Source organism: Aliarcobacter cryaerophilus ATCC 43158 (genome assembly GCF_003660105.1).
Taxonomy (GTDB): domain Bacteria; phylum Campylobacterota; class Campylobacteria; order Campylobacterales; family Arcobacteraceae; genus Aliarcobacter; species Aliarcobacter cryaerophilus.
In genome coordinates this window covers 380172-401812 of record NZ_CP032823.1, presented here as the reverse complement: position 1 = coordinate 401812, position 21641 = coordinate 380172, and the positions used below count along the sequence as shown (strand labels likewise).

The following is a 21641-nucleotide window of genomic DNA, read 5'->3' as shown; positions in this document are numbered from 1 at the left end:
TATTAGTAAAAAATCCTAAAATAAGAAAACAAATGCTTACTTTTTGGCTTAAATTAACAATAAATAAACAGATAATTAACAAATTTAAGAAAACTTTAAAAATTAATCTTATAAAATGGTCGCCAAGGTTCACAAGGAATAAAAATTATTCTTGTAAATCGACTTTAATTTCGAAATTTTAGGAGAAAAAAACATGAGAAAAATCTCAAAAATTAGTTTAGTAGCAGCTGTTGCAGTTGCTGGTTTTAGTACTGCTAATGCTCAACCATTAGAAGAAGCTATCAAAGGTGTAGATGTATCTGGATCGGTAGTTTACAGATATAATAACTATGATAATAGTTTAAATAGAACTGGTGGTCAAACAGAAAACAATAACTACAAAATAGGTCTTAACTTATCTTCAAAAGTAAATGACTATGTTAAATTTAACTCAAGATTTATTGTAGGTGATTCAAAAAGTGCTGATTTTGCAAAATTAGATTCTAAAAAAGATCAAACTGGTGATGCACAAGCAGATGTAACTTTATCAAATGCATATTTTGGTTTAACTGCTATTCCAAATACTGTTGTAAATATTGGTAAACAAGGTTTAACAACTCCATATACAGTTGCTGTTGATATCAATGGAAATGAGCAAACTGGAACTGGTATTTTAGCTCTTTCAACATTTGGGCCAATTACTGCGGGTGCTGGTTACTTCAATGCAACTAACTTACATGATTCAGGAAATGGTGCATTTAATAGTAATAAAAGTGGTGTTACTGTAGATCACAAAGAAGTTATAAAAAATGGTAATGACATGTATGTTGCTACTGTTCAAGGTGATTTAGATTTTGTTAAACTTGAGGCTTGGTATGCTGGTATGCAAAACACTTTTGGTTCATACACTTTAGCAGCTACTTCAAATCTTGATTTAGCAGAAAATGCAAAATTAGGTTTAGAAGCTAGATATGTAAATTTACAATTAAACAGTAAAGTATTACAAGACACAGGTTTAACAAGTGATGATAACTCAATGATTAGACTTGCTGTTGATGGTAAGTTCTCTATCGTTAATGCTAGACTTGCATATACTATGACTGATAAAGATGGTGGTTTAACTGCACTTGATCAAGATGCAAAAAATACATCTCTTGGATGGTTCATTACTTCAAATGGTATAGCAGATGCTAAATATTTCCAAGGTGCTTTAGGTGTTGATATTTTAGATAACCTAAACCTAACAGCTCACTATGGATACTTAAAAGCTGATAAAACTGAAGCTGGTAAAACAACATTCAATAATCATGCTTACGCTAGAAGTGTTACAACTAGAGGTGATGAATTAAAACAACAAGAAGTTTATGGACAATTAACATATAAAATGTCTAAAAACTTAAGTACATATTTAAGATATGGTAACTTTGAGCAAAAATTTGATGGTGCAAAAAGTATTGATCAAGATGCTGGAAGATTACAAGTTGCTTATACATTCTAATTTTTTTAGAAGTTAAGACTTTCTTTCTAAAAGGTTGGGCTTTTGTCCAACCTTTTTTTTTGCCTTTTTACTTCTTAATTTGATATAATAAAATCAAAATTTTAAAAAGAACAAAGGCAAAATTTGATTTTATGTGATATTGGAAATACAAGTACAAAGTTTTTAATAGATAAAAATATAAAAAATTACTACAAAAATGATAAAATCCCAAAGTTTGAAGATGATATTTTTTATATAAGTGTAAATGAAAAAGCTACAAAAAAACTTCTTAAAAAAAATCCTCATGCAAAAAATTTATCTAGTTTTATAAATTTTAAAACTGATTATTTAGGTTTAGGAATAGATAGAGCAGTTGCATGTAGTTTTGAAGAAAATGCAGTTATCATTGATGCAGGAAGTGCAATAACTGTAGATATAATTGAAAACAAAAAACACATGGGTGGATTTATATTTTTGGGATTAAATAGTTTTTTAAAAAGTTATAAAAATATATCAAAAAAGCTAGAAATATCAAAAAGTGATTTTGAAAAAAATATTAATTTAGATAAAATACCGCTTCAAACAAAAGATGCTGTTTTTTTTGCTTTAATAAAATCTATCATTTTACCTATAATTGAGATTTGTAAAAATAAAAATATAATATTTACAGGTGGAGATGGAGAGTTTTTGAGCCAATTTTTTGAAAATAGTATATATAAAAAAAATTTAATATTTGAAAATATGAAAAGGATAATAGATGCTAACAATCGCCCTTCCTAAAGGAAGAATTGCAGATGAAACTCTTGATAGATTTGAAAAAGCTTTTGGAGAGAAGTTTGTTTTTGAAGATAGAAAACTAATCTTAGAAAAAAGTGGTTTTAAATTTTTAAATGTAAGAAATCAAGATGTACCAACTTATGTTATGCATGGAGCTGCTGATTTAGGAGTTGTTGGGCTTGATGTTTTAGAAGAGAAAGAGTACGACTTAATAAAGCTTTTGGATTTAAAACTTGGCCGTTGTAAAGTTGCTTTTGGTTTAAGAGCTGGAGAGAAACTAAATTTTGATAAAAGTAAAATAACAATAGCTACAAAACATGAAAAAATAGCCAAAAAATATTTTGAACAAAAAGCTATGGCAGTAGAGATCATAAAACTTTATGGCTCTATTGAGCTAGCACCTTTGGTTGGGCTTTGTGACTGTATTGTTGATATTGTAGAAACTGGTGAAACTATGAAACAAAATGGTTTAGAAGTAGGACCAACAATAATGGAAACAACAGCTCACTTAATAGCAAATAAAAACTCATTTTATGCAAAAAAAGATTTGATTTTTGATTTAAAAGATAAGCTAGAGAAATTTTTATAATGGGGCTTGATTTATATGCAAGAATAGAGCCTTATTTAGATTTTGAAGAGGAGATTTACTCTCTTCACAAAGAGTTTTTGAAGTTTATTATGGTAAATGATTTGGACAATATCATCGATATTGGTTGTGGTCAAGGCTATTTTTTAAATAATTTAAAAGTAAACAAAAAAAAAGCTTTTGGTATTGATTTAAGTATTGAACAGATAAAAATATGTCAAGAAAAAGGCTTAAATGCAAAAGCAATATCTCTTGAAGATGTTGAAAAACTAGAAGAAAAATTTGATTGTGCAACTGCAATTTTTGATGTTTTAAACTATATTCCAAAAATTGAGCTAGAAAAATTTATTTTACAAGTTAATAAAGTTTTAAATCGAAATGCTTATTTTATATTTGATGTAAACACATATTTTGGTTTTGATGAAGTAGCTCAAGGGACTATAAATATTGATATTGAAGATAAGTTTATAGCGATTGATGCTTTTTTTGAAAATGATAAACTTCAAACAAATATTACACTTTTTGAAAAAGAAGAGAGTGGAAAATATACAAAAGAACAAGACAAAATAGTACAAGAGTACCATAAAAAAGAGTTTTTAGAAAAGATTATAAAAAACTCTGGTTTTGAGATTGTTGAGATAAAAGAGTTTTTTCTTCACACAAATGAGTGTGCAGATAAATTAATATTTATTTGTAAAAAATATTTATAATAATTAAACTCTTCTTTTTAGTTTTTTTCTTGATAAATCAGACATTAAAATACCAAGCCAACGGCTATTTGAGTTTGAATCAAAAGCTATTTTTAAAGTCATAGTTATTGGAACTGCCAAAAACATTCCAACAATTCCTAAAATATAACCCCAAAATATCAAAGAGAAAAATATTACTAAAGGTGATAAGCCAAGCTCTCTTCCCATTAGCTTTGGTTCTAAGATGTTACTAATAGATATATTAATTACCATATAAAGCACAATTACCCAAATAGCAGAACCAATATCAAGATTCATTAGTGCTAAAAGTATTGCAGGAATAGAAGCTACTATTGAACCAATTACTGGAACAAAGTTAAATAGCATTGCTATAACTCCCCACAAAACTGGATAATCAACATCAAAAAGCATTAACATCAAAGTAACTATAAATCCTGTTAGAAAACTTGTAAAAGATTTAACTACAAAATATTTTTGAATGTTATATGAGAATAGATTAAAATGTTCTAGTTTTTTTGAGTTATTTCTAAAGATTACTTTTAGTTTTGTTTGAAAAGATTTTGATTCAGCAAGAATAAATGCAACTCCAATAATTACCAATAAAAATTGAGATAAAAATGCTCCAATACTTCCAATAATATTTTTAGTTACACCAAAAAAAGAACCGAAATTTAAAACTTCCATAATTTTTGCTCTGTCAATTTCAATCTCGAATCCATAATTTTGAACAAGGTGAATAGAGTTTAAAACCAAATTTTTTAGTTTCTCTTCATAAAGTGGAAGATTTGTTAAAAAATCTTTTAAAGAGATATTTATTACATAAACAAACATAAATCCAACTATTAAAACAATTAAAGCTAGAAGTAAATATGAAATTATTTTTGGAATTTTTCTCTTTTTTAGTAGATTTAAAACAGATGAGAATATAGAAGATATAAAAATAGCTAAAAATAGTATAACTACCACTTCACTTGCCATTTTAACTCCAGCAATAATTACTACAAAACTAGCAAAATAGAAAAAATAGTTTTTTAAATTTATTGCATCCATCATCTGTTTATCCTTTTTCTATTTTTCTAAATGATTTTTTAGTAAATGTTTTAGCTCACTAATCTCATTTCTTAGCTCTTTTATCTCTTTATTTAGACTATTATCTTGTAATTGTATCTCATCTATTATATTTTGCTCTTCCTCTTTGTTTAAAATAGCCATAGCATCAACAATTATTGCTACAACTAAATTTATCATTACAAAAGTTACTACAAATATAAATGGAACAAAGAAAACCCAAGCATAAGGATAAACATCCATTACAGGTCTTACAATTCCCATAGACCAAGACTCTAAAGTCATAATTTGAAATAGAGTATAAAACGACTCACCTAATGTTCCAAACCATAGGGGGAATTTCTCACCAAAAAGTTGTGTTGACATAATTGCGAAAATATAAAAAAACAGTGTCATTAAAGCAATTACAGATAACATTCCTGGAATTACGCTAATTAGTGCTGAAACTATTTTTCTCATTTGAGGAACAGCAGTTATAAGTCTAAATAGCCTTAAAACTCTTAAGACTCTTAGTATTTCAAATCCTGAACTTGTAGGAACTAAAGATATTGCTACAACAAAAAAATCAAACAAACTCCAAGGATCTTTGAAAAAAGATACTCTGTGAACATAAATTCGCAAAGCAATCTCAATTGTAAAAATCGTAATAACAATTTGATTAAATAATGTTGTGTAAACTCCATAACTTTGCATAAAAGTTTTTGAAGTCTCTAAACCCATTGTAATACCATTTAAAACTATCAAATAGATAATTATTTTTGAAAAAAATGCACTATCCACGATATTTTTAATTTTATGATACATAAAACTCCTTTTAAAAAATTTTGAAATAATAGATTAAAAAACTATAGATTTAAATTAAGCCTACTATATCTCTAATTTCTCTTATTTTTTCACTTGCTATTTTTCTTGCTTTACTAGCTCCAAAAGAGAGCATTTCTCGCACCTTTATTGGATTTTCTAAAAGTTTTGCTCTTTTTTCTTCATAAGGTGCAAAAAAATCTTCTATTTTTTCAAGAAGTGTAAGTTTAAAGTGACCATAACCCTCACCTGCTGTTTCATATCTTTTTTGTAAATCTTTTAACTCAACATCACTCATAAATAGTTTTGAGATATTGTAAATATTGCAATTTTCCCACTCTTTTGGCTCATCAAGCTCTTTTGAATCAGTTACTATTTTCATAACTTGTTTTTTTCGCTCTTTAGTACTTGTAAACATATCTATTGTATTGTTATAAGATTTACTCATTTTAGCTCCATCAGTTCCTAAAACTGTTGCAACATTTTCATCTACTTTTGCAGTTGGTAAAACAAAAATATCTTTTTTATATGCATGATTAAATGAGATTGCAATATCTCTTGTCATCTCAACGTGTTGTATTTGGTCACGTCCAACTGGAACTATATTTGAATCAAAAAGTAAAATATCAGCAGCCATTAAAACTGGATATGAAAAAAGCCCATGACTTGCACTAATTCCTCTTGAAGTTTTATCTTTGTATGAGTGAGCACGTTCTAATAGCCCCATAGAAGTGTGGTTTGATAATATCCAGTATAACTCTAAAACCTCTTTAACATCGTGTTGTATCCAAAAAGTTGATTTCTCAATATCCATTCCAAGAGCCAAAAAATTTATAGCTGCTTCATAAGAGTTTTTCTCTAAAAACTCTTTATCTTTTACACTTGTTAGTGCATGATATGAAGCTATAAAAGCAAATAGTTCACCATCATTTTGTGACTCTATCATCTTTTTTACCATACCAAAGTAGTTTCCTATATGAATTGTTCCTGATGGTTGAATACCTGATAAAATTCTCAAAACCAAATTCTCCTATATTTTTTTGTTTGGATTATATCAAAAGTAGCTAAAAGCATTAGTAAATCTATTAAAGAGGGCTTAAATTTTTTTAAGTATAATCTTCACCTTTTATTTAACAATAAAATTAACTCTATTTAAACTTAAAATATATAAATCAATAAGGAACTAGATGGTACAAAAATACTTTAAAAAAGATGAATGGTTCTCAAATATAAAAGCAGATTCAATTTCAGGTCTTGTAGTAGCTCTTGCACTAATACCTGAAGCAATAGCTTTTTCAATTATTGCGGGAGTTGATCCAAAAATTGGTCTTTATGCATCTTTTTGTATTGCAGTTGTAATCTCTTTTGTGGGTGGAAGACCTGCAATGATTAGTGCTGCAACTGGAGCTATGGCTCTTTTAATGGTTACACTTGTAAAAGAGCATGGGCTTCAATATTTACTTGCAGCCACTATTTTAACAGGTGTTATTCAAATAATTTTAGGCTATCTTGGAGTTGCTAAACTTATGAGTTTTGTAGCACGAGCTGTTGTAATTGGATTTGTAAATGCTTTGGCTATTTTGATTTTTATGGCACAACTTCCAGAACTTACAGATGTAACTTGGCATGTTTATGCACTAACTGCTGTGGGACTTGGAATAATCTATTTATTTCCTTATATTCCAAAAATAGGAAAAATGCTTCCATCACCACTTGTTACAATTATTGTTTTAACTATTTTTGTATATTTTGTGGGTTGGGATGTAAGAAATGTAGCAGATATGGGAGAACTTCCTGATACTTTACCTATATTTTTGTGGCCAGAAGTTCCATTAACTTTAGAGACTTTATGGATTATTTTACCTTATTCTCTTGCTTTAGCAGTTGTTGGATTACTTGAATCATTTATGACAACAACAATAGTTGATGAACTAACAGATACTTCAAGTGATAAAACAAGAGAAGCAAAAGGGCAAGGAGTTGCAAATATAGCTTCTGGATGTATTGGTGGAATGGCTGGATGCGCGATGATTGGACAGTCAATAATAAATGTAAAATCAGGAGGGAGAGGAAGATTATCTACTTTTTTGGCAGGTTTTTATCTTTTAATTATGGTCGTATTTTTATCTGATATTATCTCAATTATTCCTATGGCCGCTTTGGTTGCTGTTATGATTATGGTATCTATTGGAACATTTGATTGGGCTTCAATAAAGAATCTAAAAACTCTACCACTTTCTACAAATATTGTAATGCTTTCAACTGTTGTTGTAACTGTTTATACTCATAATTTAGCCCTTGGAGTAATAACAGGAGTTCTGTTTGCTTCTTTATTTTTTGCAAATAAGATTTCACACTTTATGTCTTGTGAAACTTCATATAATGAGAATAAAAGTATCAAAACTTATAAGTTTATAGGACAGGTATTTTTTAATAGTGCAGATAAATTTTATGATAGCATAAATTTTAAAGAGGTTTTAGATAGAGTAATTATAGATGTTTCAAGAGCTCATTTTTGGGATATTTCTGCTGTTTATGCACTTGATAAAGTGGTTATAAAATTAAGAAGAGAAGGTGCTATTGTTGAAGTTATTGGACAAAATGAAGCAAGTAAAACTATAATTGATAGATTTGGTGTTCATGACAAACCTGAAATGATAGAAAAAGTAATCAAAGGAGATTAAAATGAATAAAGTATTAGTTTGCCTTGATGGCTCGAATTTTTCAAAAGCAGTTTGTGATTATGGAGTTTTTATAGCCAAAAATCTTGATTTACCTCTTGTTTTACTAAATGTAATTGAGCATTCAAAAATTTCAAATGTAGTTGATTTTTCTGGAAATATTGGTCTTGGTGCAAAAGATGTACTACTTGAGATTTTGGTTGATGAAGATGCTAAAAGAAGTCAAGAACAAATTTCAAAAGGAAAAGCTATTTTAAAACAGATGCAAGAGTATGTTAAATCAAAAGAGTTCACAAACTTCACAACTCTTCAAAGACATGGAACTTTGTATGAGACTTTAGATGAGTTAGGAAGTGATTTAAAAATTGCAATTATTGGCTTAAATGGTGAAAATAGTAAAGATATAGGAGCAAATGTTGAAGAGTTAATTAGAACACTAAATATTCCAATTTTACTTGTAAATAGTGAGTTTAAAGAGGTAAATTCTATATTAATGGCTTATGATGGAAGCTCTTATGCAAAAAAATCAATTGATATTGCAGTAAAAAATCCAATATTTCCAAATACAAAAAGATATATTGTAAATATAAATAACGATAAAAATGAGTCATATAGAGTTTTAAACGAAGCTAGTTTGATATTCAAAAATGCAAATATAGATGTTGAAACTTCATCTTTAAGTGGAGATAAATTAGAAGCTATTTTGAATTATCAACAAAGTATAAACGCTGATATTATAGCTATGGGAGCTTATAGTCATAATAGATTTAGAAGTGCAATTTTTGGAAGTTTTACAACAAATATGATTTTAAAATCAAAAGTTCCATTATTATTGTTTAGATAAAAAGGAGAAGTTTTAAGCTTCTTTTTTTTAACTACTTAAAAAAGTAAAATTTTAAATCCAATTAGAATCAAAACAACTCCACCCAAAATTTCAGCTTTACTCTCATATTTTTCTCCACCACGACTTCCTACATAAACTCCAATATAACTAATAATAAATGTAACAAATCCAATAATAAAAATTGATAAATATATATTTACAGAAAACAGATGTAAGCTATATCCAGCAGCCATAGCATCAAGACTTGTTGCAATTGCTAAAGTTAATAATAGTTTGTTTGTTACTTGTGCTATCTCTTCTTCTACATTTTCATTAAATGCTTCATATAGCATCTTTCCACCTATAAGTAAAAGTAAAACAAATGCCACAATTTTGTCATATCCTTGAATATACTCTCTTAAACCAATACCACCTAAGAATCCTAAAAATGGCATAAAAGCTTGAAAAATTCCAAAAAATAACCCAGCTTTTAAAGCCATAGTTTTTATATCTTGCTTATTTTTTATTCCAAGACCAATAGAAACTGCAAATGCATCCATACTTAAAGCAAACGCCAATATCAAAACTTCTAACATATACATAATCCCTTTTTTTAAATATAAAGCCGAAATTATAACCAAATTAGATAAAAGTTTAAAATCTCTTTTTTGATATATATTTGTAACAAATTGTAACAAATATATAGATTTTTTTATGAAAAAGAGCTCTTTTTATTATTGTCACTAAAATGCCATTTATATATGCTAGTGTTTTGATATCAAATATCATTAAGGAGTTATTATGATTTATGAAAGACCAAAATATAAAAATCAGTATGAGAATTTTATAGGTGGAGAGTGGATTGTTCCAAATAGTGGTGAGTATATTGAAAATATTTCTCCAGTTGATGGAAAATTGCTTACAAAAATTCCAAGATCAAATGAAAAAGATGTTGATTTAGCAGTTGAGGCTGCAAAAAAAGGTTTTGAAGTGTTTAAGCACACATCTGTTACTCAAAGAAGTGCTTTATTAAACAAAATTGCAGATATTGTAGAGGCAAATCTTGAAATGTTGGCAATTGCTGAAACTCTTGATAATGGAAAAGCTGTAAGAGAGACATTAAATGCAGATTTACCTTTATTTATAGACCATTTTAGATATTTTGCATCTGTTATAAGAGCTGAATCTGGAACTATCTCTGATTTAGATGAAAATACAATTTCTCAAGAGATTTATGAACCTTATGGTGTTGTTGCTCAAATTATCCCTTGGAACTTCCCACTTTTAATGGCAGCTTGGAAACTAGCACCTGCAATTGCTGCTGGAAATTGTGTTGTTTTAAAACCAGCTAGTTCAACTCCACTTTCAATACTTCTATTTTTGGATTTAATCAAAGATGTTTTACCAAAAGGTGTTATAAATGTAGTAAATGGTGCGGGTGGAAAAATAGGTAAACATCTTGTAACTCATCCTGATGTTAAAAAAGTTGCATTTACAGGAGAGACAAGCACAGGTCAAGAGATTATGAGATATGCAACTGAAAATATTATTCCATCAACTCTAGAGCTTGGTGGGAAATCTCCAAATGTCTTTTTTGAATCAATTATGCAAGAGGATGATGAGTTTTTTGACAAAGCAATAGAAGGTTTAGTTCTATTTGCATTTAATAGTGGAGAGGTTTGTACTTGTCCATCAAGAGCATTGATACAAGAGTCAATTTATGAGCCATTTATGAAAAGAGTTATAGAAAGGGTAAAAGCTATTAAGCTTGGAAATCCTCTTGATACAGAAAATACAATGGGAGCTCAAAACTCTTTTAACCAAAAAGAGAAAATTGCAAAATATTTAAATATTGCAAAAGAAGATGGTGCTCAGTGTTTAGTTGGTGGAGATATTTATCACTCTTCTATAAATCCAGATGGATTTTATATAGAGCCAACAATTTTTAAAGGTCACAATAAAATGAGAATTTTCCAAGAGGAGATTTTTGGACCTGTTTTATCTGTAACTACTTTCAAAGATGAGAAAGAGGCTATTGAAATTGCAAATGATACTATTTATGGATTGGGTGCTGGAGTTTGGTCAAGAGATGCTCATCAAATTCATAGAGCATCAAGAGCTATTCAAGCTGGAAGAATTTGGGTAAATTGTTATCATGTTTATCCAGCTCATGCCTCTTTTGGTGGATATAAAAAATCTGGAATTGGAAGAGAAACTCATATGATGATGTTAAATAACTATAGACATACAAAAAATATTTTAACTTCATTTAATACAAAAGCTTTAGGATTTTTTTAATATCTTAAGATAATAGAGGCTTTTTTAGCCTCTATTTTCATTTTTGAAATACAAACAGATGCTCATGCATAATCAATAAAAAGTTTGCTTCTTTGCTTTTATTTACAAAAAATCATAACATAGAAAATATTTTTTTTAATTCCGAAACAAAATTATCAATTTTAATAAAATTTTGATTTAACACTTGAATAGTTAATACATTTATATTTTTACCATGAGCTATATTATTTCTATTATCAATAATACTTTGAATAGCTTGAATTGTAAGTTCAAAATCACTAATAGCATTTTTCAAATTATATGGAAAATCATCTTCAATAGTTCCTAAAATAGGTTTTATTTTACACCAAGTTGCATTTTGTAACTTTTCACCACTTAATTTTTTCATACATTCATGTGTTTTAAAATGCTGTGTCTTTTTATATTCTGTTAGTTGATTATTAATTTCTATTTCTAAATAACTTGATATTAAAATGCATACATAATTCTGTAAATGAGAGGTTATCTCTTCATCTAACTGAGAATAATCTTTGTTTAATAAGTTTTCAATTTTATTTTTCATAAATTATTCTCCAAAAAGCTGAATAGTAATTTCACATCTTCCTTTTACAAATTCCGTTTTAGAATTTCTTGACTCCCAATATTCTCTTTGTTTATAATCTTCTTTTTCTATATTAGCTTTTAAATCATCCAACTTATTTTTTATATATCCACTATTTACTAATTTTTGATTATCTATATTTTTTGCTATACCAACTAAAATTGAGTCTAATAATTGAGTATTTACTCTATTACTTCCTATTAAACAAATATCTTCTTTTGTAAGAAATTGTGAACAAATATTTATAGTTTTTTCAAAAATATTTTCAATATCTTGTTTTTGATTATATTTTAAATGTCTATTTTTACTCATATAAACATTTAAAAAGTGCTTCATTGGTGATTTATAATTTTCTAAATCAAAGTAAAGAGCAAAAAATCTCAGGATTAATTCTTCATGTGATTTTCTAGTATTTTTCATTTGAATAAAATCAATCCATTTTTGTTTATTTGCTAATTCTGATAACAATTCATTAAATTTACCATGATATGAAGAAGCTCTTATTTCTTGAGGTAAAAGCTTTGTGCCCTCAGTATTTATTCTTTCAAAAATTTTGTATATGCTATCATTATTATCATCTGGCTTATCTTGTTTGATAATTATCAACTGAATAGCATATTCATCTATTCTATCTTTTAATTTCTCCTCAAGTTCATTATAAGTTTTACCATTGAAATCTAATCCATAAAGTTTTTTAGCAACACTTTCTAAAGCAAACTCTCCATTATAAAATTTTTCAATTGATTTTAATCTTTGTTGTCCATCAATGATATAATAGTTTTCATCTTTCCCTTCATCTTTTGCCATAAATATCGATGGAATAGGAAGTCCCATCACCAATGATTCTATTAATTTTGAAGCTTGAGGAACTTTCCAAACATAATCTCTTTGAAAAGATGGGATATAATATTTATTTTTAGATAGCCTATTATATATAGTTCTTACATCAGCGGATGTTCCAAAAGTAGTAATATCATAAATTGGACTTTCATCTTCATTTTCATCTTCGTTAAACTCATCAAAATCATTTTCTCTATCACCAACACCTATTTCATAACCTAAATTATATGCACAAATTGCGCATTTATGTCTTCCTTGAGTTGGTTTTTGATTTATATGAATAATTTTAATACTAGATTTTAAAGCTTTTCTACCATGCTGACACTCTTCAATTTCATCTTCATTTGTAAAATCTAAAGCTTTACTTTCTCCATCTTTTATACCATTTTGATATGCACATAAAACACATCTGTGCCTTCCTATTCCACCTTGATTAAAATTTAATGATTCTATTAAATTTTTTGGCATTTTATTATTTTGTTCGCATGTAATAATTTCACTCATTTTTATAACTCCTAATTAAAAGTTCTTGAATTTTTCCTCTTTGAGATATTTTACTATTAATATTTCTATTTGCAAAAATAATTTCATATATTTTATATTCATTATACACATTATTTATAAATTTACTATTTGAATTACTTTGTGCAACTTTACATCTCTTTTCACTCAAACTTCTAAAAATATCAAAAAGTTCAATTTGCTCTTTTTCTAAAAACTCAAATTCACTATATGAAGTAAAACTAGAAGTTTGTGTAAGTGGATAATACGGTGGATCAAAATAAACCAAATCATCTTTTGAAGCATATTTTAAAACTTCTTTATAACTATCATTTAAAATATTTACATTTTGCAAAGCATTACTAGCACTCAAAATCACACCATAATCACAAATATTTGGATTTTTATAATTTCCTATTGGAACATTATTTTGATTCTTTTTATTTACTCTATAAAGCCCATTAAAACAAGTTTTGTTTAGATATATAAATCTTGAAGCTCTTTGTATTTCGCTTCTTTGTAAAAAATTATTTTGTCTATCCCAAGCTCTAATCTCATAATAAAACTCTTTAGTATGTTTTTGTTTAAAAGTTTCAAGTTCATTTATAAGCTGATTTGGATAGTTTTTTACTACATTATAGGCATTTATAAGTTCAGAGTTTATATCAAACAAAAAAATCTCTTTATTATCAAGTAATCCTAAATTCTTTAATTCAAAAAACAAAGCTCCACCACCAACAAATGGCTCAAAATAGTTATTAAATTTTTTTGGCAATAGTGGAATTATTTGAGATAGTAATCCTCTTTTTCCACCTACCCATTTTACAAATGGTTGAAAAGTTTTTTCTCTTACTACTGCTTTTGTCATTTTTTCTCTTCATTCGTAACCAAAGCCAAATTATTCAAACTATATTTTTGAAGTAAATCAAGAACTTTTACAACTTTTTCATATGGTACTTTTTTATCAATTCTAACAATTACAGGTTCTTCTTTGTTTTTTATACTTTTTAGATTATCTTCTAGTGAAGAAAATGAGACTTCAATACCTCTAATAGCTAGTTTATCTACACTTAACTCTATAAAAATTTGTTCAGATTTTACTTGCATACTTTTTGCATTTGAGCTAGGAAGTTCAAGCATAAGAGCAAGTTCCTCTTTTTTAAAAACACTTGTAACTATAAAAAAGATTAAAAGAATAAAAACAACATCAATAATTGGTGTTAAATCAAGTCCCAAATGCTCTCTTCGTTTCATCTATTTTCTTCTTTTACTAGCTCTTTTTTAGCTTTTATTTCGATTTTATCAACAAGGCTTATGAAGTGATTGTAGGCTATTTGATGAGGAATTGATACAATTATCCCAGCAATTGTTGTAATAAGAGCAACTGCAATTCCACCTGAAAATATTGTAGGATCACCTAAACCTTTTATCGTTATCTCTTCAAATGAACTATAAATTCCAACAACAGTTCCTAAAAGTCCAAGGAGTGGAGAGATTATTGCAATATTTTTTATAATTACAAGACCTGATTCTAATTTTTTTACTTCATACTCAATTTGTGCATTTGTTGAGTGATTAAAATCCAATCTTGAAGCTATTTTTGCTATTGTTTTATTGACCTGAGGAAGAGTTGTAAATTTCCAAATAATTATTGTAAACCCAATAATATTTAAGAAAATTAAAATATAGACTATAATCCCACCCTTGTCTATAAATTCTAATAAGTTCATATGAAAGCCTTTTGAAATTTTTAGATATTATATTGAAAAATTATTTACAAATAGGTATTTATGCAATTTATAAACTCAAAAACATCTAAAATTTTTTTAAACAATCAAAAATATTTTGTAAAAAGAGATGATTTGCTACATAGTGATTTTAGTGGAAATAAAGCTAGAAAATTTTACTACTTTTTAAAAAATAATTTACAAGGTATTGAAAAAATAATATCTCATGGCTCAAATCAATCAAATGCAATGTACTCTTTATCTGTTTTGTGCAAATTAAAAAATCTAAATTTTGACTACTATGTATCACATTTACCAGATATTTTAAGTAAAAATCCAAATGGAAATTACAAAGAATCAATTAAAAATGGTATGAATTTAATTATTGCTGAAGTTCCACAAAATTTTAAAGAAAATGAGTTATTCATAAGTGAAGGCGGAGCAGTAAAAGAGGCTAGCTTTGGAATAGAAATATTAGCAAACGAAATAAAATATTGGGCAAAAGAACAAAATTTTGAAGATAAGAAACTGAAAATATTTTTACCAAGCGGTACGGGAACAACTGCACTATATTTACAAAAATTTTTGCCTTTTGAAGTTTTTACTTGCTCTTGCGTAGGTGATGATAAGTACTTAAAAGAGCAGTTTTTAGCTTTAGAAGAAAAAAATCATCCAAAAATTTTAAAAAAAGAGAAAAAATATCATTTTGGAAAACTTTATAAAGAGTTTTATTTTAAACATATAGAACTTTTAAAACAAACAAATATAGAGTTTGACCTACTTTATGATAGTTTAGGATGGATTGTTTTTGAAGATTTTGTAAAAAATTTAGAAAATAAAGATGATTTCGTATTTTTATATATTCATCAAGGTGGAGTTTTAGGAAATAAAACGATGCTTGAAAGATATAAATTTAAATTTTCAAACTATTTAGACTCTATATAAAAAACTACTTTTGCTCTACTATTGTCCAACCAGTATCTTTTAAATGTTGTTTTGTTTTACTACAAATTTCACTTTGTATAAATAGTGTTTTTACTTTGAAGTTATGGTTTTGATGATTTACCAAAAGATTATACAAATTTTCTAGCTCATCTGAACTTTTTTTGATAAATCTGCTTTTACTTGACAATACAAATATTGCATAAAATTTTAAATCTGTGCTTGAACCTACAAAGATTCTTATCTTCTTTTTACTCTTTAACTCTTTTGGTAAAATCTCTTTTAACTCTTTAAAAAGTATATTTTTTTTTGCAAAGTATTGACTTGTATCTTTCATTGTTATCCTTAAAAGCGTTTATTATATCAAAACTTGTATAATTGCAAAATTTAAAAATTAAAAAGAGAAAAATTAAAATGCTATCTTACGAAGAACAATCGATAATCACAAGAGGTATTGTAAAAGCTGCTGTTTTAATGAGCGAATATGGAGCTGAAAGTATTTTAATAGAGCAAACAGCTCAAAGATTAGGAAAAGTTTTAGGTGCTTCAAGTGTTGAAATATCTTTGATACCATCTGCAATAGTTTTAACAACTCTTCATCATGGACAATCTGTAACAACTACAAGAAGAGTCCACCATAAACCTATAAATATGAGTATAGTTTGTGAAATTCAAAAAATAGTTTTAGATATGGAAAAATCAGACAATGAAGTAAACTATGATATTAGATATTTATACACTATTTTAAAACAAATTGAGCCAAATTACTACAATAGATGGTTGGTTGTTCTTATGGTTGCTCTTAGTTGTGCATCTTTTGCATATTTACAAGGTGGTGATTTTATGTCTCTTGTTATCACTTTTTTAGCTTCAGGTATTGCTATGTTTACAAGACAAGAGTTATCAAAAAGAAGATTTGTGATGATTATAGTTTTTGGGATAACTGCTTTTGTAGCTACAATTATTTCTGGATTATCAAAAATATATGGCTTTACAGATACTCCAAATATTGCAATGGCAGCTAGTGTACTACTTTTGGCACCTGGATTTGCTTTTGTAAACTCTTTTTTAGACTCATTCAAAGGTTATATGATGATGGGTTGGGGACGATGGATGGATGGTATGATTTTAACACTTGCTACATCTGTTGGAATTATATTGGCTATTGCTATTTTAGGACTAAAGGCTTAATATGGAATTTTTATTACAATTACTCATAGATGCTACTTTTGCTGCAACTGCATCTTTGGGATTTGGGATGGTTTTTAATGTTCCAAAATATACTTTAAAATATTGCGCCTTAGGTGGAGCAATTGTTTATGATTTAAGAACTATATTTTTACACTTAAATTTCGGAATTGAAATATCTACATTTTTAGCTTCTGCAGTAATTGGGATAATAGCTTTATATTGGTCAAGAAAATACAAAATACCAAGACCTGTATATACTGTTGCTTCTATTATTCCTATTTTACCAGGGACTTATGCTTTTGGAGCGATGATTGCTTTAATAGATATTAATAGATTTGGTGCAAGTATTGAATTAATAGAGCTATTTGTTCACAACGGGCTTAAAGCTATTGCTGTTTTAATAGCTATCACTTTTGGTTTAGTTCTTCCATCTTTATATTTTTTAAGACTTAATCGCCCTATTGTTTAGGCGATTATTTTATAAAAAATATTAGTTTTTAAATGCTATTACATCCACTTCAACTAAAACATTTTTTGGTAAAGTTTTAACGGCAACCGTGCTTCTTGCAGGAGCAGTTTCGGCTTTAAAATATTGTCCATAGATTTCGTTGAAAGCTACAAAATTATCCATATCTGATAGATAACAAGTTGTTTTTAATACATTTTCAAAAGAGCTTCCAGCTTCTTCTAAAACTGCTTTTAAATTTTCCATAACTTGTTTTGTCTGCTCTTGAACTCCACCATTTAAAATCTCCATATTTTTTGGATCTAGTGCAATTTGTCCAGAAGTAAAAACTAATTTTTCAAAACTAGTTGCTTGATTATATGGTCCAATAGCACTTGGAGCTTTTGTCGTACTTATTATTTTTTTCATTTTTATCCTTTAACTTTTAAAAAATTTATTATATTTAGTTTTTGCTTTCTTTTACAAAAAACAGTTCAAATTCATTTTTAAGATGACCTAAAATCGGAGTTTCACTTTTATACAATCCACAATTACTAATCGCTGATTTTACAATAGTTTTTGTGTAATCATGAATATCATCTCTTCTAAACATCTCATCTATATCTAGCCATATAGCTTCACTTATCTCCTCTTTATCTTTTACATCTATTTTTAAACTTTTAGGCTTCGCAAGACATAAAACATACAAGTTTGATTTATGAAATTGATGTGGGTAAAAATGACCAATAGATACAATCTTTTCAAAATCTACTACAACTCCAGTCTCCTCAAAAACTTCACGACTCAAAGCTTGTGAAATCATCTCAGCATCATCAATATGACCACCTGGAAGTTTATAATACTCATTTCTAACTATCTCTTTTATAAGTAAAATCTCATTTTTACTATTTATAACAACAGCTCCAACACCTAAAGTATGATTTGCTAAAGTTGGAACTATCGCATTTTGTTTTAAAACTTTTACAAGCAATATATAATCACTATTACAAGAGTGAAATGTAAAACCAAATTTTGTAGCTATTGGAATAAAGTTTGATTTTTTTATGTCTATATAAATCCAAATTAAATTTTTATTATCTTTTACTTTTTCTATTAAATCTTTTAAGTTTTGTTCAAAATCCAAAATATCTTCTGGTAAATCTTCACTTAAAATTGTTATTCCATTGTATGGATCAAGGCTTGTTTTAAAATTTGATATATATTCAATACTACTATTCATAATAATTTCCTTTTTATTTAATAACTACTTTTTATAGCGCAGATTCTTGTGCCTTTGGCTCTATCTTTGAGAAATATCCACTAAAAAAGTAGAATAAAAACATAAATAGCCTTGAGAACAAGTCTTAAGCATATTTTATTGGTAGATAAAAATCTAAAATAAACTCATTATCTGAACTTAAAAAATGATTTTTCTCATAAATTGTATACGATGGATTTGTTGTTGTTTCATAACCACTTTTTATTAGCCAAACATGATAAACCCACTGAATTAGCTTTATTACATCTCCATATTTTCCATTTAAACTAAACTTTGCATAAATTCCTTTTGGAATATCCAAGGTTGGAAGTGATAAATCTTTTAATTCTTCATTCTCATCTAAAACAGCAATTGCAATATATTGGCACTCATTAAGTGGAGTTATTATTGGATTATCGTGATGCAAAGCCATTTGTTTATAAGATTTTATCTCATTTGTATATATCCAAGTTTGAAGCTTTGCCCAAGTTTGTTTAATAGTTTTATCATAACCTTTATGCCTAATATAATAACCTTTCATTTGTGGCATTTTTTCAATTGTTGGTTCAATATTGAAAAAATCTTTAGTTTTAATATCTTGTGAAAACTCTTCAACTATTTTATTTGAATACTCTTTATAACCACCATTTTTCCACTCTTTTGGTGTCATGTTAAATCTTTGTTTAAAACTTCTTATAAATGAAGTTTGCGAACTATATCCTATCATTGAAGAAATAGTTGAAATAGTTGAAAACTTGTTTGTAATAAGTAAATTTGCAGCTTTTTCAAGTCTTATTGATTTAATACTTTCATAAATATTTTTTCCAAACTCTTCTTTAAAAATTCTATGAAGATGGAATTTACTAATATTTAGTTGACAACTTAACTCATCTATATTTATGTTTGTATCAATATATTTATAAATATAATTCATAACATCATTTGCAATTTTTGCTCTTTTTTCATAAGTAGATTTTTTCATAAAACTATTATATCAATAAATGTATATAAATTTAGCAATAATTGATAATAATAAAAGCATTTTATGTAAAGTATTAATATTTTTATTGCTGTAAAATTATATAAAATTTAATGGTACCCTTTAAAATGGGAAACCATTTAAAAGGAGAATTTATGAAAAGATCATTTATTAGAGAGATTCTTGAAGCAATAGATGAAGAGACTATCTCATTTGCAGGAGGACTTCCAAGCGAAAATCTATTTCCAAAGGAAGATTTAAAAATAGCAACACTAAAAGCAATTGAGAATCCAAAAGTTTATCAATACACAATTAGCAATGGAATAAATGAACTAAGAGAGCAAATTGCACAAAGATATACAAATGAAGGTTTTCCTACAACAAAAGAAAATATCTTAATCACAACAGGAAGCCAACAAGCAATGTATATTTTGGCAAAGTTTTTTGAGAACAAAGATATCACTATTGAAGAACCTTCGTATTTGGGTGCTATGAATATTTTTAGATTAAATTATTTAAAAATGCAAGGTGTAAAATTAGAAGATGATGGCTTAAATATAGATGAGTTTGAAAATAGTTTTAAAAATACAAAATTAACTTATTTAATTCCTGATTTCCAAAATCCAAGTGCTACTACTTATAGTAATAAAAAGAGAGAAGAAGTTTCAAATATAGTAAAAAAATATAATGGAATTTTAATAGAAGATAGTCCATACAGCGAACTATACTTTGAGAAAAAAAGTAAATATATAAGTGCATCAGTACCAAACCACTCTTTTCATTTAGGAAGTTTTTCTAAAACTTTAGTTCCAAGTCTAAGAATTGGTTGGATAAGAGCAAATGAAGAAAAAATAAAATCTCTGTTGATAATAAAAGAGAGTATTGATTTACACTCTTGCGGTCTTTCACAATATATCTTAGCTGAGTATTTAAAAGATGAACAAAAATATGAAAAACATCTTCAAGAAATAAGAGATGACTATAAAGCAAAAGCACAATTTTTTTCAAAATCTTTAAAAGCTATAATGCCTGAATTTAAACATCAAACACCAAAAGGTGGAATGTTTTTATATGGTGGTTTTGAAGATAAGATTGACACTTTTGCTCTAGTTCAAGAGTGTTTAAAGAAAAAGGTTGTTTATGTTCCAGGAAATCAGTTTTATATAGACAAAATACCAAATGGTGAGATAAGATTCAACTATACCCACTCAAATTTTGAGCAGATTGAAAAAGGTCTTAAACTAATAAAAAGTTGTCTATAAAATAGACAACTTTAAATTTTTCTTTTGTTTCTTCTTTTTGTAAATTTATAATATACATAACTAAATATTACAATTAATACTAGCAATATAATTATTATTTGATGTAAATACTCTTTTATTAACTCTTCATTTCCACCTAAGAAATATCCAAGAAATGCTAGTATCACAACCCAAATTCCAGCACCTAAACTTGTAAAAACTGAAAATACAAAAAGATTCATTCTTGCAAGTCCTGCTGGCAAAGAGATATATTGTCTTACAACTGGAATTAATCTTCCAAAAAAAGTAGAAATATGACCATGTTTATTAAAAAAGTCTTCCATTTTTAATATTGTATCTTCACTAATCAAGAAATATTTTCCATATCTCATTAAAAATCTTCTTCCAAGTTTTAAAGCAAAATAGTAATTAAATATTGCCCCTGCAAGTGAACCTAAAATTCCAAAAAGAATTACTGCATAGATATTCATTTCACCTTTATAGGCTAAATATCCAGCTGGAATCATTACAACTTCTGATGGAAATGGGAAAAAAGAACTCTCTAAAAACATCATTATAAAAATACCTGCATATCCAAACTGACCAACAGTTTCAACTATAAAATTTATAATTTCAGAAAGCAAATTTTTCCTTTTTGTAGATGTTTAAAAATAAAAATAGAATTTTTTATGAAGTTTTTAGAGAATTTATTTTAA

The 21641-nt window shown here is 27.3% G+C and carries 25 protein-coding genes; 11 read left to right on the top strand and 14 right to left on the bottom strand.

Going from position 1 to position 21641, the window contains the following annotated elements:
• The first annotated feature begins 193 nt into the window (after positions 1-193).
• The 4 genes from ACRYA_RS01955 to ACRYA_RS01940 all read left to right on the top strand — a co-directional run bounded on the left by ACRYA_RS01955 (position 194) and on the right by ACRYA_RS01940 (position 3529).
• A complete protein-coding gene (locus ACRYA_RS01955; protein ID WP_121443270.1) occupies positions 194-1477 on the top strand; it encodes a major outer membrane protein in 1284 nt (427 codons plus the stop codon).
• Between the two features lie 123 nt (positions 1478-1600).
• Positions 1601-2236, top strand: coding sequence for a type III pantothenate kinase (locus ACRYA_RS01950; protein WP_105917640.1), 636 nt, complete (start codon positions 1601-1603; stop codon positions 2234-2236).
• The gene (gene hisG / locus ACRYA_RS01945; RefSeq protein WP_066155372.1) at positions 2214-2822 is read left to right on the top strand and encodes an ATP phosphoribosyltransferase; all 609 of its coding nucleotides are present in this window, start codon (positions 2214-2216) and stop codon (positions 2820-2822) included. Before ACRYA_RS01950 ends, hisG begins: the two co-directional genes overlap by 23 nt.
• Positions 2822-3529, top strand: a complete 708-nt coding sequence (locus ACRYA_RS01940; RefSeq protein ID WP_105917639.1) for a class I SAM-dependent DNA methyltransferase — start codon at positions 2822-2824, stop codon at positions 3527-3529. The genes hisG and ACRYA_RS01940 overlap by 1 nt, the downstream gene beginning before the upstream one ends.
• 3 nt (positions 3530-3532) lie before the next feature.
• On the opposite strand, the gene ACRYA_RS01935 is transcribed toward ACRYA_RS01940, so the two are convergent.
• From ACRYA_RS01935 to trpS, 3 genes are read right to left on the bottom strand one after another with little or no spacing between them, the layout of a single operon-like run.
• Positions 3533-4582 (bottom strand): AI-2E family transporter, encoded by a 1050-nt coding sequence (locus tag ACRYA_RS01935; RefSeq protein WP_228199769.1) that lies wholly within the window; start codon positions 4580-4582, stop codon positions 3533-3535.
• Positions 4583-4597: 15 nt separating this feature from the next.
• Positions 4598-5401 (bottom strand): ion transporter, encoded by an 804-nt coding sequence (locus ACRYA_RS01930; RefSeq protein ID WP_105917638.1) that lies wholly within the window; start codon positions 5399-5401, stop codon positions 4598-4600.
• Between the two features lie 49 nt (positions 5402-5450).
• Positions 5451-6416: a tryptophan--tRNA ligase gene (trpS, locus tag ACRYA_RS01925; protein WP_105917671.1), complete on the bottom strand. Its 966-nt coding sequence runs from the start codon at positions 6414-6416 to the stop codon at positions 5451-5453.
• A gap of 169 nt (positions 6417-6585) precedes the next feature.
• Here trpS and ACRYA_RS01920 point away from each other — a divergent pair, with 169 nt between their 5' ends.
• A complete protein-coding gene (locus tag ACRYA_RS01920) occupies positions 6586-8082 on the top strand; it encodes a SulP family inorganic anion transporter (protein WP_105917637.1) in 1497 nt (498 codons plus the stop codon).
• A 1-nt stretch (position 8083) separates the two neighbouring features.
• Positions 8084-8923 carry a universal stress protein gene (locus ACRYA_RS01915; protein ID WP_105917636.1) on the top strand — a complete coding sequence of 280 codons (840 nt, stop codon included), beginning with the start codon at positions 8084-8086 and terminating at the stop codon, positions 8921-8923.
• A gap of 35 nt (positions 8924-8958) precedes the next feature.
• On the opposite strand, the gene ACRYA_RS01910 is transcribed toward ACRYA_RS01915, so the two are convergent.
• Positions 8959-9498 (bottom strand): manganese efflux pump MntP, encoded by a 540-nt coding sequence (locus ACRYA_RS01910; RefSeq protein ID WP_105917670.1) that lies wholly within the window; start codon positions 9496-9498, stop codon positions 8959-8961.
• 205 nt (positions 9499-9703) lie between these two features.
• Between ACRYA_RS01910 and ACRYA_RS01905 the strand changes: the two genes are divergently transcribed.
• Positions 9704-11200 (top strand): aldehyde dehydrogenase family protein, encoded by a 1497-nt coding sequence (locus ACRYA_RS01905; protein WP_105917635.1) that lies wholly within the window; start codon positions 9704-9706, stop codon positions 11198-11200.
• Positions 11201-11312: 112 nt separating this feature from the next.
• Here the strand turns inward: ACRYA_RS01905 and ACRYA_RS01900 are convergent, their stop codons facing one another.
• Genes ACRYA_RS01900 through ACRYA_RS01880 form a run of 5 tightly spaced genes read right to left on the bottom strand, consistent with a single transcriptional unit; the run spans position 11313 to position 14872 of the window.
• Positions 11313-11762 (bottom strand): HEPN domain-containing protein, encoded by a 450-nt coding sequence (locus ACRYA_RS01900; RefSeq protein ID WP_105917634.1) that lies wholly within the window; start codon positions 11760-11762, stop codon positions 11313-11315.
• 3 nt (positions 11763-11765) lie between these two features.
• Complete coding sequence (locus ACRYA_RS01895; RefSeq protein ID WP_105917633.1) at positions 11766-13145, bottom strand: DUF262 domain-containing protein; 1380 nt, start codon at positions 13143-13145, stop codon at positions 11766-11768.
• Positions 13138-14010, bottom strand: a complete 873-nt coding sequence (locus tag ACRYA_RS01890; RefSeq protein ID WP_105917632.1) for a DNA adenine methylase — start codon at positions 14008-14010, stop codon at positions 13138-13140. Before ACRYA_RS01890 ends, ACRYA_RS01895 begins: the two co-directional genes overlap by 8 nt.
• Complete coding sequence (locus ACRYA_RS01885; protein ID WP_105917631.1) at positions 14007-14396, bottom strand: ExbD/TolR family protein; 390 nt, start codon at positions 14394-14396, stop codon at positions 14007-14009. Before ACRYA_RS01885 ends, ACRYA_RS01890 begins: the two co-directional genes overlap by 4 nt.
• The gene (locus tag ACRYA_RS01880) at positions 14393-14872 is read right to left on the bottom strand and encodes a MotA/TolQ/ExbB proton channel family protein (protein WP_105917630.1); all 480 of its coding nucleotides are present in this window, start codon (positions 14870-14872) and stop codon (positions 14393-14395) included. The genes ACRYA_RS01885 and ACRYA_RS01880 overlap by 4 nt, the downstream gene beginning before the upstream one ends.
• Before the next feature lie 60 nt (positions 14873-14932).
• On the opposite strand from ACRYA_RS01880, the gene ACRYA_RS01875 reads away from it, so the two are divergent.
• Entirely contained in the window at positions 14933-15814 is an 882-nt protein-coding gene (locus tag ACRYA_RS01875; RefSeq protein ID WP_105917629.1) for a 1-aminocyclopropane-1-carboxylate deaminase, read from the top strand.
• Between the two features lie 4 nt (positions 15815-15818).
• Here ACRYA_RS01875 and ACRYA_RS01870 read toward each other — a convergent pair whose 3' ends face one another.
• A complete protein-coding gene (locus ACRYA_RS01870; protein ID WP_105917628.1) occupies positions 15819-16148 on the bottom strand; it encodes a hypothetical protein in 330 nt (109 codons plus the stop codon).
• Between the two features lie 77 nt (positions 16149-16225).
• Between ACRYA_RS01870 and ACRYA_RS01865 the strand changes: the two genes are divergently transcribed.
• Positions 16226-17002 carry a threonine/serine exporter family protein gene (locus ACRYA_RS01865; RefSeq protein WP_228199768.1) on the top strand — a complete coding sequence of 259 codons (777 nt, stop codon included), beginning with the start codon at positions 16226-16228 and terminating at the stop codon, positions 17000-17002.
• A gap of 1 nt (position 17003) precedes the next feature.
• Entirely contained in the window at positions 17004-17471 is a 468-nt protein-coding gene (locus ACRYA_RS01860) for a threonine/serine exporter family protein (protein ID WP_105917627.1), read from the top strand.
• A 21-nt stretch (positions 17472-17492) separates the two neighbouring features.
• Here the strand turns inward: ACRYA_RS01860 and ACRYA_RS01855 are convergent, their stop codons facing one another.
• The 3 genes from ACRYA_RS01855 to ACRYA_RS01845 form a co-directional block, all read right to left on the bottom strand.
• Entirely contained in the window at positions 17493-17876 is a 384-nt protein-coding gene (locus ACRYA_RS01855; RefSeq protein ID WP_105917626.1) for a RidA family protein, read from the bottom strand.
• A 34-nt stretch (positions 17877-17910) separates the two neighbouring features.
• A complete protein-coding gene (locus ACRYA_RS01850) occupies positions 17911-18687 on the bottom strand; it encodes an NUDIX domain-containing protein (protein ID WP_228199767.1) in 777 nt (258 codons plus the stop codon).
• A 124-nt stretch (positions 18688-18811) separates the two neighbouring features.
• Positions 18812-19687 carry an AraC family transcriptional regulator gene (locus tag ACRYA_RS01845; RefSeq protein ID WP_105917624.1) on the bottom strand — a complete coding sequence of 292 codons (876 nt, stop codon included), beginning with the start codon at positions 19685-19687 and terminating at the stop codon, positions 18812-18814.
• Between the two features lie 152 nt (positions 19688-19839).
• Here ACRYA_RS01845 and ACRYA_RS01840 point away from each other — a divergent pair, with 152 nt between their 5' ends.
• Entirely contained in the window at positions 19840-20946 is a 1107-nt protein-coding gene (locus ACRYA_RS01840; protein WP_105917623.1) for an aminotransferase-like domain-containing protein, read from the top strand.
• 11 nt (positions 20947-20957) lie between these two features.
• Here ACRYA_RS01840 and ACRYA_RS01835 read toward each other — a convergent pair whose 3' ends face one another.
• Complete coding sequence (locus tag ACRYA_RS01835) at positions 20958-21569, bottom strand: DedA family protein (protein WP_228199766.1); 612 nt, start codon at positions 21567-21569, stop codon at positions 20958-20960.
• Positions 21570-21641 lie beyond the last annotated feature (72 nt).

What these genes read in the sequence shown, in the direction of transcription:
- ACRYA_RS01840 (WP_105917623.1), top strand. Translation starts at nt 19,840, where the DNA reads ATGAAAAGATCATTTATTAGAGAGATTCTTGAAGCAATAGATGAAGAG.
- ACRYA_RS01850 (WP_228199767.1), bottom strand. Translation starts at nt 18,687, where the DNA reads ATGAATAGTAGTATTGAATATATATCAAATTTTAAAACAAGCCTTGAT.
- hisG (WP_066155372.1), top strand. Translation starts at nt 2,214, where the DNA reads ATGCTAACAATCGCCCTTCCTAAAGGAAGAATTGCAGATGAAACTCTT.
- ACRYA_RS01895 (WP_105917633.1), bottom strand. Translation starts at nt 13,145, where the DNA reads ATGAGTGAAATTATTACATGCGAACAAAATAATAAAATGCCAAAAAAT.
- ACRYA_RS01870 (WP_105917628.1), bottom strand. Translation starts at nt 16,148, where the DNA reads ATGAAAGATACAAGTCAATACTTTGCAAAAAAAAATATACTTTTTAAA.
- ACRYA_RS01930 (WP_105917638.1), bottom strand. Translation starts at nt 5,401, where the DNA reads ATGTATCATAAAATTAAAAATATCGTGGATAGTGCATTTTTTTCAAAA.
- ACRYA_RS01915 (WP_105917636.1), top strand. Translation starts at nt 8,084, where the DNA reads ATGAATAAAGTATTAGTTTGCCTTGATGGCTCGAATTTTTCAAAAGCA.
- ACRYA_RS01885 (WP_105917631.1), bottom strand. Translation starts at nt 14,396, where the DNA reads ATGAAACGAAGAGAGCATTTGGGACTTGATTTAACACCAATTATTGAT.
- ACRYA_RS01920 (WP_105917637.1), top strand. Translation starts at nt 6,586, where the DNA reads ATGGTACAAAAATACTTTAAAAAAGATGAATGGTTCTCAAATATAAAA.
- ACRYA_RS01900 (WP_105917634.1), bottom strand. Translation starts at nt 11,762, where the DNA reads ATGAAAAATAAAATTGAAAACTTATTAAACAAAGATTATTCTCAGTTA.
- ACRYA_RS01880 (WP_105917630.1), bottom strand. Translation starts at nt 14,872, where the DNA reads ATGAACTTATTAGAATTTATAGACAAGGGTGGGATTATAGTCTATATT.
- ACRYA_RS01910 (WP_105917670.1), bottom strand. Translation starts at nt 9,498, where the DNA reads ATGTTAGAAGTTTTGATATTGGCGTTTGCTTTAAGTATGGATGCATTT.
- ACRYA_RS01905 (WP_105917635.1), top strand. Translation starts at nt 9,704, where the DNA reads ATGATTTATGAAAGACCAAAATATAAAAATCAGTATGAGAATTTTATA.
- ACRYA_RS01845 (WP_105917624.1), bottom strand. Translation starts at nt 19,687, where the DNA reads ATGAAAAAATCTACTTATGAAAAAAGAGCAAAAATTGCAAATGATGTT.
- ACRYA_RS01940 (WP_105917639.1), top strand. Translation starts at nt 2,822, where the DNA reads ATGGGGCTTGATTTATATGCAAGAATAGAGCCTTATTTAGATTTTGAA.
- ACRYA_RS01935 (WP_228199769.1), bottom strand. Translation starts at nt 4,582, where the DNA reads ATGATGGATGCAATAAATTTAAAAAACTATTTTTTCTATTTTGCTAGT.
- ACRYA_RS01865 (WP_228199768.1), top strand. Translation starts at nt 16,226, where the DNA reads ATGCTATCTTACGAAGAACAATCGATAATCACAAGAGGTATTGTAAAA.
- ACRYA_RS01875 (WP_105917629.1), top strand. Translation starts at nt 14,933, where the DNA reads ATGCAATTTATAAACTCAAAAACATCTAAAATTTTTTTAAACAATCAA.
- ACRYA_RS01860 (WP_105917627.1), top strand. Translation starts at nt 17,004, where the DNA reads ATGGAATTTTTATTACAATTACTCATAGATGCTACTTTTGCTGCAACT.
- ACRYA_RS01855 (WP_105917626.1), bottom strand. Translation starts at nt 17,876, where the DNA reads ATGAAAAAAATAATAAGTACGACAAAAGCTCCAAGTGCTATTGGACCA.
- ACRYA_RS01955 (WP_121443270.1), top strand. Translation starts at nt 194, where the DNA reads ATGAGAAAAATCTCAAAAATTAGTTTAGTAGCAGCTGTTGCAGTTGCT.
- ACRYA_RS01890 (WP_105917632.1), bottom strand. Translation starts at nt 14,010, where the DNA reads ATGACAAAAGCAGTAGTAAGAGAAAAAACTTTTCAACCATTTGTAAAA.